Source organism: Streptomyces sp. NPDC005931 (assembly GCF_042871235.1).
Taxonomy (GTDB): domain Bacteria; phylum Actinomycetota; class Actinomycetes; order Streptomycetales; family Streptomycetaceae; genus Streptomyces.
The window spans coordinates 214506-230504 of record NZ_JBIAIG010000011.1 but is presented as its reverse complement, the minus strand read 5'-3'; the positions used below and the strand labels follow the sequence as shown (position 1 = coordinate 230504).

13 protein-coding genes and 1 pseudogene are annotated in these 15999 nt (G+C 72.1%); 9 read left to right on the top strand and 5 right to left on the bottom strand.

Going from position 1 to position 15999, the window contains the following annotated elements:
- Nucleotides 1–115: 115 nt before the first annotated feature.
- Nucleotides 116–955, top strand: a complete 840-nt coding sequence (locus tag ACFYOV_RS24820; RefSeq protein ID WP_389090769.1) for a polysaccharide deacetylase family protein — start codon at nucleotides 116–118, stop codon at nucleotides 953–955.
- 28 nt (nucleotides 956–983) lie between these two features.
- Here the strand turns inward: ACFYOV_RS24820 and ACFYOV_RS24815 are convergent, their stop codons facing one another.
- Nucleotides 984–1652, bottom strand: coding sequence for a class F sortase (locus tag ACFYOV_RS24815; RefSeq protein ID WP_389090767.1), 669 nt, complete (start codon nucleotides 1650–1652; stop codon nucleotides 984–986).
- A 332-nt stretch (nucleotides 1653–1984) separates the two neighbouring features.
- Here ACFYOV_RS24815 and ACFYOV_RS24810 point away from each other — a divergent pair, with 332 nt between their 5' ends.
- Entirely contained in the window at nucleotides 1985–2482 is a 498-nt protein-coding gene (locus tag ACFYOV_RS24810) for a hypothetical protein (protein ID WP_389090765.1), read from the top strand.
- A gap of 158 nt (nucleotides 2483–2640) precedes the next feature.
- Here ACFYOV_RS24810 and ACFYOV_RS24805 read toward each other — a convergent pair whose 3' ends face one another.
- Nucleotides 2641–3405, bottom strand: a complete 765-nt coding sequence (locus ACFYOV_RS24805; RefSeq protein ID WP_389090762.1) for a hypothetical protein — start codon at nucleotides 3403–3405, stop codon at nucleotides 2641–2643.
- Nucleotides 3406–3429: 24 nt separating this feature from the next.
- The gene (locus tag ACFYOV_RS24800) at nucleotides 3430–3561 is read right to left on the bottom strand and encodes a hypothetical protein (RefSeq protein ID WP_389090761.1); all 132 of its coding nucleotides are present in this window, start codon (nucleotides 3559–3561) and stop codon (nucleotides 3430–3432) included.
- Between the two features lie 755 nt (nucleotides 3562–4316).
- On the opposite strand from ACFYOV_RS24800, the gene ACFYOV_RS24795 reads away from it, so the two are divergent.
- From ACFYOV_RS24795 to ACFYOV_RS24780, 4 genes and pseudogenes are all read left to right on the top strand, one after another.
- A complete protein-coding gene (locus ACFYOV_RS24795) occupies nucleotides 4317–5255 on the top strand; it encodes an SCO0930 family lipoprotein (RefSeq protein ID WP_389090855.1) in 939 nt (312 codons plus the stop codon).
- Between the two features lie 351 nt (nucleotides 5256–5606).
- Complete coding sequence (locus tag ACFYOV_RS24790; protein ID WP_389090760.1) at nucleotides 5607–6419, top strand: SAM-dependent methyltransferase; 813 nt, start codon at nucleotides 5607–5609, stop codon at nucleotides 6417–6419.
- Nucleotides 6416–8548, top strand: a complete 2133-nt coding sequence (locus ACFYOV_RS24785) for a putative bifunctional diguanylate cyclase/phosphodiesterase (protein ID WP_389090757.1) — start codon at nucleotides 6416–6418, stop codon at nucleotides 8546–8548. Before ACFYOV_RS24790 ends, ACFYOV_RS24785 begins: the two co-directional genes overlap by 4 nt.
- 70 nt (nucleotides 8549–8618) lie before the next feature.
- Nucleotides 8619–8972 (top strand): annotated as a pseudogene (locus tag ACFYOV_RS24780) (DUF4440 domain-containing protein); the annotation flags it as partial.
- A gap of 25 nt (nucleotides 8973–8997) precedes the next feature.
- On the opposite strand, the gene ACFYOV_RS24775 reads toward ACFYOV_RS24780, so the two are convergent.
- Nucleotides 8998–9882, bottom strand: coding sequence for a LysR family transcriptional regulator (locus ACFYOV_RS24775; RefSeq protein ID WP_389090755.1), 885 nt, complete (start codon nucleotides 9880–9882; stop codon nucleotides 8998–9000).
- A 132-nt stretch (nucleotides 9883–10014) separates the two neighbouring features.
- Between ACFYOV_RS24775 and ACFYOV_RS24770 the strand changes: the two genes are divergently transcribed.
- The 3 genes from ACFYOV_RS24770 to ACFYOV_RS24760 are packed head-to-tail and all read left to right on the top strand — an operon-like array spanning nucleotide 10015 to nucleotide 13384.
- Nucleotides 10015–10686 (top strand): succinate dehydrogenase, encoded by a 672-nt coding sequence (locus ACFYOV_RS24770; RefSeq protein ID WP_389090852.1) that lies wholly within the window; start codon nucleotides 10015–10017, stop codon nucleotides 10684–10686.
- A gap of 2 nt (nucleotides 10687–10688) precedes the next feature.
- Nucleotides 10689–12638 (top strand): fumarate reductase/succinate dehydrogenase flavoprotein subunit, encoded by a 1950-nt coding sequence (locus ACFYOV_RS24765; RefSeq protein WP_389090752.1) that lies wholly within the window; start codon nucleotides 10689–10691, stop codon nucleotides 12636–12638.
- Nucleotides 12635–13384, top strand: coding sequence for a succinate dehydrogenase/fumarate reductase iron-sulfur subunit (locus ACFYOV_RS24760; protein WP_389090751.1), 750 nt, complete (start codon nucleotides 12635–12637; stop codon nucleotides 13382–13384). Before ACFYOV_RS24765 ends, ACFYOV_RS24760 begins: the two co-directional genes overlap by 4 nt.
- Nucleotides 13385–13472: 88 nt before the next feature.
- Here ACFYOV_RS24760 and ACFYOV_RS24755 read toward each other — a convergent pair whose 3' ends face one another.
- Nucleotides 13473–15896 (bottom strand): SpoIIE family protein phosphatase, encoded by a 2424-nt coding sequence (locus ACFYOV_RS24755; protein ID WP_389090748.1) that lies wholly within the window; start codon nucleotides 15894–15896, stop codon nucleotides 13473–13475.
- Nucleotides 15897–15999: the final 103 nt, after the last annotated feature.

The window sequence follows — 15999 nt, the reverse complement described above, 5'->3', positions numbered from 1 at the left end:
GCGCCGCCGCCTTCCCCCCTACCACGGCGCCGACACTGGGCCGAGCGGGTGGAATCGTGCCGCCGCACCGGTGTCGCAGGGGTGCGTCGGCCTGCCGCCGGGCGACTGATGAGTCATGCACAAGCATCAGTTGCTCACGCGGCGCCGGGCGTTCGCCGTCGGCGCCGCCGCGGTGGGGGCGGCCGGAGCGGCCGGACTGTTCGTCACGGGCCGCGGGAAAGAGACCGCGAGCCCCGCAGCACCCGCCGCCGGCCCCCGGGCCGCCCGGCGCCCGCTCAAGCCGTCCGCGTACCGCCTCCAACCCCTGACCGGCTACGGCCCGCCCCCCAGCGTGCCCGGACTGCCCCCGGTGCGGCGCGCACCGCTGCTGCGGGTGTCCGGGCGGGGCCGCACCATGGTGCTGACCTTCGACGACGGCCCCGACCCCCGCTACACCCCGGACATCCTCGACACGCTCGCCAAGTACGACGTGCGGGCCATGTTCTTCGTCTGCGGGGAGATGGTGGCGGCCAACCGGGACCTGCTGGCCCGCATGGCCGACGAGGGCCACGTCGTCGGCAACCACACCTGGTCCCATCCCCTGCTCACCCGCCTGCGCCGCAGCCGGATCCGCGTCGAGATGGAACGCACGAGTGACATCGTCGAAGCGGCCTACGGAGAACGCCCCGAGTGGTTCCGCGCGCCCTACGGGGCCTGGAACCGGGCCGCCTTCCAACTGGGCGCCGAACTGGGCATGGAACCGCTCGCCTGGACGGTCGACACGCTCGACTGGACGTCCCCCGGCGCCCGCACCATCGCCGCCCGGGTCCAGAACGGCGCCGCCCCCGGCGTCGTGGTGCTCTCGCACGACGCCGGGGGCGAGCGCTCCCAGAGCGTCCGGGCCCTGCGCGACTACCTTCCGGAACTGCTGGACTCCGGCTACCACGTCACCGTGCCGCGCCGGCAGCCCGCCTGAGCGGACCGGCCCGCCCGGCCGGGTCCGCTCAGCGGACCTCGGTCAGGCGGGCGAAGGCGACGACGTTGCCCTCGTAGCCGTTCTGCTGGGAGAAGCCGCCGCCACAGGTGATGACCCGCAGCTCCGCCGCACCCTTCGAGGCGTAGACCCGGTCGCCGGGGAAGTCGTGCTTCGCGAAGACCTCGACGCCGTAGATCTCGAACACGGCGGTCCTTCCGTCCTTGCGCGCGATCTCGACGCGATTCCCCTTCTTCAGCGCCCCGAGTCCGTAGAAGACGGCGGGGCCCTGCTGGTTGTCGACATGGCCCACGACGACCGCCGTCCCCTTCTCGCCGGGGGAGACGGCGCCGGTGAACCAGCCCGCCAGATTCGGGTCCTCCGGCGGCGGCGCGTCCACCCAGCCCTCCGCGTCCAGACCCACCGGGATCACCGGCGCGTCCACCTGGATCGCCGGGATCGTCACCCGGTCCGGGACCGCGTACGGCAGCGGCTGCGTCGACCCGGCCGGGACGGTGGCGGGGACATCGGTGTCCGCGGCGGCGGCGCTGGCCGGCTGCGGCGGGCCGACGTCGAATTCGCCCGAACCGTTGCGAATGAGCGCGAGACCGGTGAGCAGGACCAGCGCTATCACGCCCCACGGGGCGCGTTTCCTCGGCCTGGCCTCCTCTTCGGCTTCGGCCGGCTCGAAAGCAGACATTCGCCATCCCCTCTCGACGCGGCCGTCGCCGCGTCACTCGCGCATGCCAGAACGCTAAGTCGCGTGCGCGGGACCGGCGACGGGGAAGCGGCGAACGGGTGTCGGGGCGCTCGCCGGTGCGCCATCCGAGGCGTGTCCGCCAGAAGATCCTCTGACGGTCCGTGACCTGCGGCGATGTCGGACGGTGCGGTGGCCTGACGGAGTGTCCCCTCACCGGGACGGACCATCGTCGAAGTGCGGTGCAGGTCAAGGCACCTGAGGGTCTTTCTGGGAGACGCTTTCTCGCCGATCGACCGGGGACGGGACCCGGGGCGTCTTCCGCGGAGGATCACATGCGCAACTCACGTGCCCTGGCGGCCGCCGGTGCGGCGGTCGCCGTCCTCGTGCTCGCCGCCCCCGCGGCCGTCGCGGACGGCGGCGGGGCCCCCAGCCCGTCCAACATCGTGGCCCTGCCCAGCGTCATCGCCCGCGGCGGCCAGCTGACCATCACGGTCGACGGCTGCCCGAACGGCGGCCACGCGACCTCCAACGCGTTCCCGAGGACGACCCTGACACCGATCAGCGGCGCCCACGGCACCGCCAAGGGCACCGCCACCGTCCACGCCGACGCCCGCCCCGGTCCGTACGACATCACGGTCCACTGCTCGGGCCGCACCCTGACCCGGCCGGCCGCCTTCACGGTCATCGGCGGCGTCCGCGGCGGCATCGGCGGCAGCAGCACCAGCGGGGCGACGCCGACGGACATCGCCATCGGCGGCGCGCTGGTGACCGCAGCGGTGGCCGGGGGCGGTCTCTTCTGGATGCGCCGCCGCGCCGAGAAGCGGATCTGAGCCCACGTCCCCCTCACACGCAAGCCGTTTCGCACCTGACGACGGGCTTCGCCCCGGACCCGCAAGCGGGGTCCGGGGCGAAGCCGTGACGGGTGACGCGCCGGGCGGTCACCGGCGCCGCGCCGTCGGCCCCCGAGGTGCGGGAGCACGCGGGCCCGTCAGCCCCCGAGGTGCGGGAACAGGTGCAGGAACGGGTCGGCCGAGGCCGCGATGCCCCGGCTGTGGGGTGCGTCGAAGTCCCAGATGAGGAAGAGCAGGAAGGCGATCAGCGCCGAGAACACCCCGGCGAGGACGAGTTCCCTGCGGGTGCGCCGGATCTGCAGTGCGAAGATCATCCCCACCGTGACCACGGCCCCGGTGATCAGCCCGAACCACACCACCCCCGGCATGGTCTTGCCGGTCGACTCCGCGCGGGCGCTGCGTGCCTGGTCGGCGGCGGCCACCTGGTCGACGAGCGGCTGGTACGCCTGCGCCTCGAAGTCGGTGCGCGGCTCGTAGTCGGTGACGTCCCGGCGGACGCGGTCCAGCAGGGCGGTGCCGCGTTCGGTGACGCGCCCCTCGTCGGCCATGGTCCGCCACTCGGTGCGGACGACATGTCCGACATAGGCGTTGACATCGTCGCGGATGCGGTCCCGTACGTCGGCCGGATAGACCCGGACCCGCTCCGTGATCTCGTGCAGCGCCACGGCCTCCGCCCGCACCTGTTCCTGGGCGGCGCCGCGTCCCTCCCAGACCCCGGCGATGGCCAGCCCCAGGACGATGGCGTACACCACACCGATCCACATCGTCATGTACTCGATGACGTCCGGGGTCTCGCTGGGATCCTCGTCGTCGGCCGCCCTGCGGTGCCGCAGGAGCGTGATGACGACCACCACGGCACAGGCGGCCGGCATCGCGAGGGTGAGAACAAGCCATTCCGGCAAGAGGGCCTCCAGGGCGATCGAGTGTCAGCGCGGACGCAGCGCGGCGACGGCGACCACCGCGGGCGTGGTGATGAGCAGGACGAAGGTGAGCGGTGCGGTGGCGCCGCCCGAGGGCCGCCGTGGCGGCGCGGCCGAGCGGTACCGCGGGTAGTGCACGGGCGTCGCGGAGGGGCGCGGTGGGGGAGGGGGCGCGGCGGGCCGGGCCGGTGGCGGTGCCGGGCGCGGTGGAGGCGGGGCCGGACGGGCGGGGGGCGGAGCCGGGCGGGCCGCGGGCGGGCGGGGAGGGAGCGGCGGCTCGGGTGCCGCCGTGGGGCCGGGCTCCGGGGGCGGTGGCGGGGGCGGCGTCGGGGTGGGCCTCGGGGGCGGTGGAGTGGCCGAGGGCGTCGGGGTGGGCGTCGGGGTGGGGACCGGCGTGGGGGTCGGCGGGGGGGTCTGCGGGGGCGTCCCGCACGGAGGGGGAAGCGGCGTGCCGACGTCTCCCGCGACCGCCACCGCCTGGATGCCGTCCGGCCCGGTCGAGGCGTAGGCGCAGGCGTCGGCCACCGCCGCGCCGGGTGCGCCGACGAGCGCCCAGGTCAGTGCCGCCGCGGCCAACGCGCGTACGGCAAGGGCGGATCGGGGCGGTACGAGTCCTTGCACGACGAGGATCATGAGGCGTCGGCCACCGGGCCATGCCCGGGAGCGGGGTGATTGCCCCGAAGGGGGTACTACCGGCGGGTCCCGGTTCGACTCGCGCACTCCCGCCGGTCCTGCAGGGGGGACGGATGTGCGGGACGGCGCCCTCAGGAGTGACGGGTTCCGGAAAGAATTCGGGCCGCCGTTGAACACAACCGGTGCTCCCGTGCGTACCCATCGTCGAGCGGCGGCACAGCAGGGCGCTGCAACACCCTTGCGATGATCTGGAGTTGACGATGAAGACCTCCTGGCGGACCGCCTCACTCGTGGCGAGCGCCGCGGCGGTGCTGGCCCTGACGACGGCGTGCGGTCAGGACACTCCCGCACAGCCCGGCAGCCAGAACGTGGGGGCCACGGCCGGGGCCGGCGACTACGCGGGCATCGACGCCGGGGCCCAGAAGGAGGAGGCCGGCGGGGCGCAGGCCTCGACCGGCCCCTCCGATGCCGCGGGCAAGCTGGCCGTGTCCACCAACGCCGAACTCGGCGAGGTGGTGACCGACGGTCTCGGCCTGACCCTGTACCGCTTCGACCAGGACGCCGCCGAGCCGCCGAAGTCCAACTGCGACGGCGACTGCGCCAAGACCTGGCCGCCGGTGCCCGCCGACGACGCCGAGGCCGGCAAGGGCATCGACGCTTCACTGCTCGGTGAGGTCACCCGGGCCGACGGCACCAAGCAGCTCACCATCGGCGGCTGGCCCGCCTACCGCTACGTCAAGGACGTCAACGCCGGCGACGTCAAGGGGCAGGGCGTCGGCGGCAAGTGGTACGCGCTGAACCCCGAGGGCAAGAAGGCGCAGGCGGCCGACCAGCCCGGGCTGTCCACCCGCCAGGACCCGGAGCTCGGCGAGATCGTCGTGGACAAGAACGGCATGACCGTGTACCGGTTCATGAAGGACGAGGCCTGGCCGAAGCCGGTCTCCGCCTGCACCGGCGCCTGCCTGGAGAAGTGGCCCGTGGTGTCACCGGTCGACTTCGCGGACACCGAGGGCATCCAGAAGAAGGGTTACATGACCTTCACCCGCCCGGACGGAGCCGCCCAGCAGACGATCAACTGCTGGCCCATCTACACCTTCGCCGGCGACAAGGCCGCCGGCGACACCAACGGTCAGGGCGTCGGCGGCACGTGGTTCGCCGTGCGGCCCGACGGAAAGCCGGTCGGCGCGCCGGAGAAGTAGCAACCTCCCCAGGGTGTCGTCCACTCCGGCACCGCCGACCCGGGTCCGCCCCTCCGCAAGCCTGCGGAGGGGCGGACCGTTTTGCCGTGGTTCACCGGAACTCAGGAAATTTCCGGCGCTCTTCTCCCCTTGTCCTCTTCTCCCCGCAGTCAGCCGTGTACTTCTCCGCGTGTCGGAACTCTCCGGAATGCCTCGGCCACTTCTCGTGGCGTCCCCGCAGGGTGCCAATTCGGCACGTGCCAGTGGCAGTGACCGGGAACGGATGGTCAATTTCCGTTTCAGGTCGCCCCATTGGCGGGCGATCAGTAGCCTCTGCTCGAACACCGGATCGCCTACGCCTTGGAGAGATACATGGAACGTCCCGCCTGGGCCCCACGGAGCATCGACATCACGGTGCCGAGCGTTTCCCGGATGTACGACTACTACCTGGGCGGTTCGCACAACTTCGAGGTCGACCGGGAAGCGGCCCGCAGGGCCATGGAGTTCATGCCGGGACTGCCCAAGATCATGCAGGCCAACCGGGCGTTCCTGCACCGCGCGGTGCGCTTCGCGGTCGACCGGGGCATCACCCGGTTCCTCGACATAGGCTCCGGCATACCCACCTTCGGCAACGTCCACGAGGTGGCGCAGGCCGCCGATCCCGCCGCCCGGGTGGTGTACGTCGACCACGACCCGGTGGCCGTGGCGCACAGCCAGGCGGTTCTGGAGGGCAACGACCAGGCGGACATCGTGGCCGCCGACCTCCGAAAGCCCCAGGAAATCCTGAACAGTCACGAGGTACGGCGGCTGATCGAGCCGAATCGGCCGGTGGCACTGCTTCTCGTTGCCATACTTCACTTCGTGGAAGACGCGGACGACCCCTATACGGCGGTGGCCGAACTGCGCGAGGCGCTCCCGCCCGGCAGCATGCTCGTACTCACCCACGCCTCGTACGAGGGAATCCCGCTGCCGCCGGAGCGGGCCGGGGGCGCGGTCGATGTGTACAAGGACATCCGCAATCCGCTGATCATGCGCTCGCGCGAGGAGATCGCGCGGTTCTTCGAGGGGTACGACATGGTGGAACCCGGACTGGTGCCGATGCCGCGGTGGCGGCCGGACACCGCGCCGGAGGACGAGGACCCGTACGCCTTCTCCGGTTTCGCGGGCGTGGGGCACAAGGCGTGAGCGCGGAACCGGACGGGCCGGAAGACAGACTGCGCCGCTTCGCGACGATCTGGAGCCGGGCGGTGTTCCCCGTCACCTCGACCTCGTCCACCCGGCCCGAGTTCGAGCGGGAACTGCTGCCGCTGGCCCGCACGCTGAGCGAGGCGCTGGTGGCCCGGGCCTTCGACGCGGAGGCGGGCCGGGCGGTCGGCGCCGCCCTGGTGACGGCGCACTGCACCGACCCCGAGGCGCTCTGCCGGACCCTGGACTGCGTGGACGCCTACCTCGTCCTGTACTGCGGTCAGGACGGCGACCGCGAGACCCTGCGGACCCGCTGCGCCAGGCTCCAGCACGCCATGGCCGCCGGGTTCGCGCAGGCGCTGCGCGAGCGGACCCTCGCCGAGCAGGAGGCCATCGCGCAGGCGGCGCTCAGGGCGCAGGGCGTGGTGGCGCAGGCGCTGCACGCCACCGAGGCCCGGTTCCGGGCGGTCTTCGAGGGCGCGGCCATCGGGATCGGCATCGCCGACCTGGAGGGCAACATCCTCCAGGTCAACGGCGCGCTGCGGCGCATGTTCGGCCTGACCGCGCAGACCATGGGCGGCAACGTCATGGAGTGGACCCACCCCGACGACGCGCCGCAGACCTGGCGGCTCTACGAGGAACTGGTGCGCGGCGAGCGCGAGCACTACCACCTCGAGAAGGCGTTCTACCGCCCCGACGGAACGGTCCTGTGGACCAATCTGACCGTCTCCCTGCTGCGCGACGCCGACGGCAACCCGCAGTACCAGCTCGCCCTCATGGAGGACACCACCGAGCGCCGCCTGCTCAACCTGCGGCTGCGCTACGAGGCCACCCACGACGCGCTCACCGGCCTGCCCAACCGCACATTCTTCTTCGAGCGTCTGGAGAAGGCGCTGAGCGCCGGCGAGGGCCGGCGGTTCGGCCTGTGCTACCTGGACCTGGACGGCTTCAAGACCGTCAACGACAGCCTCGGCCACGCGGCCGGGGACCGGCTGCTCGTGGAGGTCGCCGACCGCCTCCAGTCCTGCGCCACCGCGCCCGGCGAGATGGTGGCCCGGCTCGGCGGTGACGAGTTCGTGGCGCTGACCACCGGCCCCGACACCCCCCGCACGGTCGACGAGCTGGCCGGCCGCATCATGAACGCGCTGCTCGCCCCGATCAGCATCGACGGGCGGGAGCTGACCGTGCGCGGCAGCATCGGCATCGTGGAGGGACCCGCGGGGGAGCGCAGCGCCGCGGAGGTGCTGCGCAGCGCCGACATCACCATGTACCGGGCCAAGGCGGCGGGCGGCAACCGTTTCGAGCTCGCCGACCCGGAGGCCGACGCCCGTGCCATCACCCGGCACGGGCTCACCACGGCGCTGCCCGCGGCGCTGGAGCGGGGCGAGTTCTTCATCGAGTACCAGCCGCTGGTGCACCTCGGCGACGGCAGCGTCCGCGGCGCCGAGGCTCTGGTGCGCTGGCTGCATCCGCAGCACGGGGTGCTGTCCCCGGACCGGTTCATCCCGCTGGCCGAGCACACCGGGCTGATCGTGCCGCTGGGCCGCTGGGTGCTGGAGCAGTCGGTGCGCCAGGCCCGCGCGTGGCGGGAGCGGCACGGCTGCGAGGGCCCGCTGCGCATCAACGTCAACCTCTCACCCTGCCAGCTGACCCATCCCGGGCTGGTGCAGGACACCGTCGACATCCTGGAGCGCAGCGGTGTCACCCCCGACGCGCTGTGCCTGGAGGTCACCGAGTCGGCGCTGATCGGCGCGGACGACGACCTGCTGAAGCCGCTGCGCCGACTGGCCGAGATGGGCGTGGACATAGCGCTGGACGACTTCGGCACCGGCTACTCGAACCTCGCCAATCTGCGGCGGCTGCCGGTGAGCGTCCTGAAGCTGGACCGTTCCTTCACCCAGAGCATGCAGCAGTTCCCGGCGGACCCGGTCGACCTCAAGATCGTCGAGGGGATCGTCTCGCTCGCCCACAGCCTCGACCTCGCGGTGACCGTGGAGGGCGTGGAGACGGGCGCCCAGGCGGAACAGCTCCGTGTCCTCGGCTGCGACACCGCCCAGGGCTGGTACTACGCCCGCCCGGGCCCCCCGGACCGGCTGCACGAGCTGGCCCTGGTGGACGCGACGCGGTGACGGCCGACGGCCGCTCGAGGGAGCGGCGGGACGTGGGCGATCATGCCCGGGTGACCGACGGGGAGAAGAGGTGAGAGCGGCGATCGGGGGCGAGTTGCGCCTCCTCGACCCCGTCGTGCGTTCCTCCCGGACCGAGGTCGCGCGGCTGCTGGACCCCGAATTCACCGAGGTGGGCGCCTCGGGCCGGCGCCACGCCTACGAGGACAGGATCGCGTGGCTGCCCGACCGCCCGGGCAGCTCGGCGGACGGCCCGGTCCACGAGGCGCCGGATATCACAGGCGTCCTCCTCGCCCCCAGCCTGGTGCACCTCACGTACGAGACCTGCTTCGACGGGCGCCGGGCCCGCAGCACCTCCCTGTGGCGCAGGCGCGACGAGCGGACCGGGCGGCGCATGTACCACCACCAGGGCGCCCCGGTGCCGCCGGACGTCGAACAGACCTTCGTCCGGGTCATCGTTCCCGCAGCATCCGCTGCAGCTCCCTGGCGGCCCGGGGCGGAGCCACGTCGCTGCGGTGGGCCAGGGCGATCGTGCGGTGCAGGCCGGGGCGGGCCAGCGGGGTGACCCGCAGTCCGCGTCCGGAGCGCGCGGCCACCATGCGCGGCACCACGGCGACGCCCAGACCGGCCCGCGCGAAGCCGAGGACCGCGTCCATCTCCCCGCCCTCCACCGCGAACTCCGGCTCGAAGCCCTCCGCGCGGCACGCGGCCACGGTCAGCTCGCGCAGGTCGTAGCCGTGCCGGAACATCACCAGGCGCTCACCCTCCAGGTCGGCGATCCGCACCGTGCGCCGTCCCCGGCCGGGCTTCGGGGCGTCCGGCGAGGACACCACCACCAGGTCCTCGCGCAGCAGCTCCACGGTGGTGAGCGCCGGGGAGGGGGTCGGCAGCGGCAGTACGACCAGGGCCAGGTCCAGCGCGCCTCGCGCCAGTTCGCGCACCAGGTCGTGCGAGCCCCCTTCCTCGATCATGAGCCGGATGCCCGGGTAGCGGTCGTGGAAGGCGCGCAGCACGTCCGGCAGCAGGCCCGTGCACACGCTCGGCGTCGCACCGAGCCGGATCCGCCCGCGGCGCAGCTGCACCAGCTCCTGCACCTCGTACCGAGCGGTGTCCGCGTCGGCCAGGATCCGCCGGGCCAGCGGCAGCAGCGCCTCGCCGGCGTCGGTCAGCGTGATGTTCCCGCGCGCCCGCAGGAACAGATCCGCTCCCAGTTCCCGCTCCAGCGCCTTGATCTGCTGCGACAGCGAGGGCTGCGCCACGTGGACCGCCTCGGCGGCCCGGGTGAAGTGCCGGGTCTCGGCCACCGCGACGAAGTACTGGAGCTGCTGGAACTGCATGGCGTCATCGTAGGCCCTTCGATAGGGCGCGCCTATCGAATCAAGCCGGACCATGTCTTGGACCGATGGGGTCGTCCGGCCCTAGCGTCTGGGGACATGGCTCTGGCAACGCGGACGGACCGACGGCCGTCCATGGCACGCACCGTGTGGGACTCGACCGTCGGCAAGAAGACAGTGATGGCGGTCAGCGGCCTGATCATGCTGCTGTACCTGGTCGTCCACATGCTCGGCAACCTGAAGATCTTCTTCGGGGCCGGAGAGTTCAACCACTACGCCCACTGGCTGCGCACCGTCGGCGAACCGTTCATGCACTACGAGTGGACGCTCTGGCTGGTCCGCGTCGTGCTGGTGGTCGCGGTCGTCGCCCACGCCGTCTCCGCGTACCAGCTCAGCCGCCGCGACATCAAGGCGCGGCCCAGCAAGTACGTCCACAAGAAGCCCCGGGCGAGCTACGCCACGCGCACCATGCGCTGGGGCGGGATCATCCTCGCCCTGTTCATCGTCTGGCACCTCCTGGACCTGACCACCGGCACCGTGCACTCCGGCGGCTTCGAGTCCGGCAAGCCCTACCAGAACGTCATGGACACCTTCTCCACCTGGTACGGCAACGTCATCTACATCGTCGCGATGCTCGCCGTCGGCCTGCACATCCGGCACGGGTTCTGGAGCGCCGCCCAGACCCTCGGCGTCGGCGGCCGCCGCCGCGACCGCGCCCTGAAGACCGTCGCCAATGTCCTCGCGCTGCTGCTCACGGCCGGGTTCCTCGCCGTACCCGTGGGCGTCATGACCGGAGTGGTGAGCTGACCATGACTTCCTACACCGACTACGCGACCGGCACGCCGGTCGTCGACACCAAGGCCCCCGCCGGCCCGATCCACGAGCGCTGGGACAAGCGCCGCTTCGAGGCCAAGCTGGTCAACCCCGCCAACCGGCGCAAGCACACGGTCATCGTCGTCGGCACCGGCCTGGCCGGTGGTTCCGCCGGGGCCACGCTCGCCGAACAGGGCTACAAGGTCGTCCAGTTCTGCTACCAGGACTCCCCGCGCCGGGCCCACTCCATCGCCGCGCAGGGAGGCATCAACGCGGCGAAGAACTACCGCAACGACGGCGACTCGGTCCACCGCCTCTTCTACGACACCGTCAAGGGCGGCGACTTCCGCGCCCGCGAGTCCAACGTGCACCGGCTCGCGCAGGTCTCGGTCGAGATCATCGACCAGTGCGTGGCGCAGGGCGTCCCTTTCGCCCGCGAGTACGGCGGCCTCCTCGACACCCGCTCCTTCGGCGGCGTCCAGGTCTCCCGCACCTTCTACGCCCGCGGCCAGACGGGCCAGCAGCTCCTGCTCGGCGCCTACCAGGCGCTGTCCCGGCAGATCGCGGCCGGGAACGTGGAGATGCACCCGCGCACCGAGATGCTGGACCTGATCGTCGTCGACGGGCGGGCCCGCGGCATCGTCGCCCGGGACCTCGTCACCGGGGAGATCTCCACGCACTTCGCCGACGCGGTGGTCCTGGCGAGCGGCGGCTACGGCAACGTCTTCTACCTGTCGACGAACGCCATGAACTCCAACGCGACCGCGATCTGGCGGGCGCACCGGCGCGGCGCGTACTTCGCCAACCCCTGCTTCACCCAGATCCACCCGACCTGCATCCCGCGTACCGGCGACCACCAGTCGAAGTTGACCCTGATGAGCGAGTCGCTGCGCAACGACGGCCGCATCTGGGTGCCCAGGGCCAAGGGCGACACCCGCCCGCCGAACCGGATCCCCGAGGACGAGCGCGACTACTACCTCGAGCGCATCTACCCGTCCTTCGGCAACCTGGTGCCCCGCGACATCGCCTCCCGCGCCGCCAAGAACGTCTGCGACGAGGGCAGGGGGGTCGGCCCCGGCGGCCAGGGCGTCTACCTGGACTTCGCCGACGCCATCGGGCGGATGGGCCGCAAAGCCGTCGAGGCCAAGTACGGCAACCTCTTCGACATGTACCAGCGGATCACCGACGAGGATCCGTACGAGGTGCCGATGCGCATCTACCCCGCCGTGCACTACACGATGGGCGGACTGTGGGTCGACTACGACCTCCGGACCACCGTCCCCGGCCTGTTCGCCATCGGTGAGGCGAACTTCTCCGACCACGGCGCCAACCGGCTCGGCGCCTCGGCGCTGATGCAGGGCCTGGCCGACGGCTACTTCGTGCTGCCGGCCACCATCAACGACTACCTGGCCCGCAACCCGCACCAGGAACCCGTCACCGGCCACCACCCGGCGGTCCGCGAGGCGGTGACGGAGACCGAGGACCGCCTCGCCCGGCTGCTGGCCGTCGACGGGGACCGCACGCCCGACTCCTTCCACCGCGAACTCGGCGAAGTGATGTGGGAGTTCTGTGGCATGGCCCGCTCCGACGCGGGGCTGCGCAAGGCCCTGGAGCGCATCCCGCAGATCCGCGAGGAGTTCTGGCGGCGCATCAAGGTTCCCGGCATCGGCGAGGAGTTCAACCAGTCGCTGGAGAAGGCGAACCGCATCGTCGACTACCTCGAGCTCGCCGAGCTGATGTGCCTCGACGCACTGCACCGTACCGAGTCCTGCGGCGGCCACTTCCGCGAGGAGTCGCAGACCCCCGACGGCGAGGCGGAGCGCAAGGACGACGAGTTCGCGTACGCCGCCGCCTGGGAGTTCACGGGCACCGGCACGGCGCCCGTCCTGCACAAGGAAGACCTCGTCTTCGAGTACGTCCACCCCACTCAGCGGAGCTACGCATGAAGCTCACCCTGCGCGTCTGGCGGCAGAAGAACGCCGACGCCCATGGCGCCATGTCCACGTACGAGGTGGACGGCATCTCGTCCGACATGTCCTTCCTGGAGATGCTCGACACGCTCAACGAGGAGCTCATCCTCAAGGGCGAGGACCCGGTCGCCTTCGACCACGACTGCCGCGAGGGCATCTGCGGCGCCTGTTCGCTCGTCATCAACGGCGACGCGCACGGGCCCGAACGCACCACCACCTGCCAACTGCACATGCGGTCGTTCCGGGACGGCGACACCATCGACGTCGAGCCCTGGCGGGCGGCGGCCTTCCCCGTCGTCAAGGACCTTGTGGTCGACCGGTCGGCCTTCGACCGGATCATCCAGGCCGGCGGCTACGTCACCGCGCCCACCGGCTCGGCTCCCGAGGCCCACGCCACGCCCGTGCCGAAGCCGGACGCGGACCTCGCCTTCGAGCACGCCGAGTGCATCGGCTGCGGTGCCTGCGTGGCGGCCTGCCCCAACGGGGCGGCGATGCTGTTCACCTCGGCGAAGATCAACCACCTCAACGTGCTGCCGCAGGGCGCTCCCGAGCGCGAGACCCGCGTGCTGGACATGGTGGCGCAGATGGACGAGGAGGGCTTCGGCGGCTGCACCCTCGCCGGGGAGTGCGCCACCGCCTGCCCGAAGGGCATCCCACTGACCTCCATCACCGGCATGAACAGGGAATGGCTGCGGGCGACGCGCAAGGGGGGCAAGCGCTAGACGGCGCGGCCGGGGGCCGGACTTCCGCCCGGCCATCGTGTGGGAGGCGGAACCGGCGGCCGTCGGGTGGCCGGGTTCCGGGGCGTTGTCACGTCCGTCGGCGGGGGAGCTCGATCTCGGCCCAGATGGTCTTGCCGTCGGCGTGGTGACGCGTGCCCCAGCGCCGCGCGAACTGGGCGACGAGCAGCAACCCGCGGCCGCCCTCGTCGTAGGTGCGGGCCCGGCGAAGGTGCGGGGCGGTGCTGCTGCTGTCGGAGACCTCGCAGATGAGCGTGGTCTCGTGGATCAGCCGCAGCCGAATGGGCGGTTGCCCGTAGCGGATCGCGTTCGTGATCAGTTCGCTCACCACCAGTTCGGCGGTGAAGGCCAGTTCCTGCAGGTGCCACGAGCCCAGCCGGGCCAGAACCTCCGCACGGGCGCCGGCCACCGCGGCGGGGTCGGATGCCAGGTCCCACGTGGCGACGTGGTTCGTGTCCAGGGCCCGGGTGCGGGCGACGAGCAGGGCGACGTCGTCCTGGGGGTGTGCGGGCAGCAAGGTCCGGATCAGGTCGTCGCAGATGACCTCCAGCGACCGGGCGGGGCGATCGAGGCATCGGCGCAGCCGCGCGAGGCCGGTCCCGATGTCGCGCTCTTCGCCCTGGACGAGGCCGTCCGTGTACAGCACCAGGAGACTGCCAGGAGGAACTTCCCACTCGAGCTTCTCGAAGGGCAGACCGCCCACACCCAGCGGAGGGCCGGGAGGAACGCCGACGAAGTCCACCGCGCCGGCGGACGTGACGACGGCGGGCGGCGGGTGGCCCGCGGTGGCCGCGGTGCACCGACGTGACACCGGGTCGTAGACCACGTACAGACATGTGGCGATGAGATCGGCGGAGAGCTCGTGGCCGGTCTCCTGCGTCGCGGTCGCCTCCTCCTCGGCCGCCGCGTGCGTGACCAGATCGTCGAGCTGGGTGAGCAGTTCGTCGGCGGCCAGGTCGACATCGGCCAGGGTGCGCACCGCCGTCCGCAGGCGTCCCATGGTGGCCGAGGCGCGCAGCCCGTGGCCCACCACGTCGCCGACGACGAGCGCGACCCTGGCGCCGGACAGGGGGATCACGTCGAACCAGTCGCCGCCCAGCCCAGCCCGCGTACGAGCCGGAAAGTAGCGGTGAGCCACCTCCGTCGCCTCCTGTGCGGGGAGCCGGCGGGGCAGCAGACCACGCTGCAGGGCCAGCGCGGCCTCGCGCTCGAGGGTGTAGCGGCGGGCGTTGTCCACTGCGACGGCGGTTCGGGCGCCGATCTCCTCGGCCAGGAGAAGGTCCTCGTCCGCGAAGGGCTCCTCGCGCCGGTGCCGGACGAGGACCGCCACACCGAGTGCGATGCCGCGGGCGCGCAGGGGAATCACCATGACCGAGTGGATGCCGAAGGCACGGACCACTCCGGCTCGCCCGGGATCGGCCCGCTGCCAGACCCGGAAGGCCTCGTCCAGGGTGCGGTACAGCGAGGGCTTACCGGTGACCAGGCAGCGGTAGGGGGGTGTCGACTCGGGGTAGTCGTCCACATCCCCCGGCTGGATCAACGCCTCGGGAATACCCGGCAGGACGGACTGATGCGCGGCTCGGCGCAGGGTGACGCCGCGCGTCGGGGAGGGCCTCGGCTCCACTCCGCGGAACAGGGAGTCCAGGAGGTCGACGGTGACGAAGTCGGCCAGTCGGCCCACTGCCACGTCGGCCATCTCCTGGGCCGTGCGCATGACGTCCAGGGTGCTGCCCACCTGCGCGCTGATGTCGTTCAGCAGCGCGAGCCGTTCCCGGGCCAGGTGCTGCTCGGTGACGTCGAGCGCGGACAGCTCCAGGTGCCGGATCTCCCCGGCCGGATCTCTCAGTGGGGAGACGGCGATCGACCAGACCCGCTCCCGGGCTTCGGGCCGTGCTCTGCCCCGTACCTGGAACTGCTCGGTCTTCCCCGTCACGAGCACCCGCCGCATGCCGTCCTCGACCGCCCGGCAGATGTGGGGAGGCAGGAGGTCGGTGACGTGCCGACCCCTCATCTGCTCCTCGCCCAGCCCGAGCTCGCGTTCGGCGCCGCTGCTCGCCCGAACGGCCCGCAGTGCGACGTCGTACACCATCACCGGCACATGGCACTGCAGGAACGCCTCCTGCGTGATCGTCGCATCGGGTCCCTGCTGCTCCGGTGGCGTCGCGACGACGAGGTGCCGGGCGCGGCCCTCACCGTCGACCCAGGGATACGCGCGCAGCCGCACCTCCACGGGTCGCCCGTCCCGATGCCGGAGAACGGTCGTGGGGCTCCGTCCGACCAGGGCCGCGCGGAAACTGTTCCTGATGTCCGCGTCCGCCCCGAGCAACGGGATCACCGGGCGCCCGATGACCGCCGGACGCGGGTACCCGAACATGCGTTCGGCGCCAGTGCTCCACCCCGTCACGGTCCCCCGATGGTCGATGACAGCCGTGGCCGAGGCCGCCGGATCCGGGAGGGAGTCGAAGTCGCTGTCGAGCGGGGTGGCGTCGCGCATGTCGATCATCGTCCGTTCTGCCCTCCGGGGCGCCGAGGCTGGACGGACGCCGCCGAGCCGCACTGCGCGCGGCAGCCCGGAGGGCCGACCGGCGGCAGAGGTT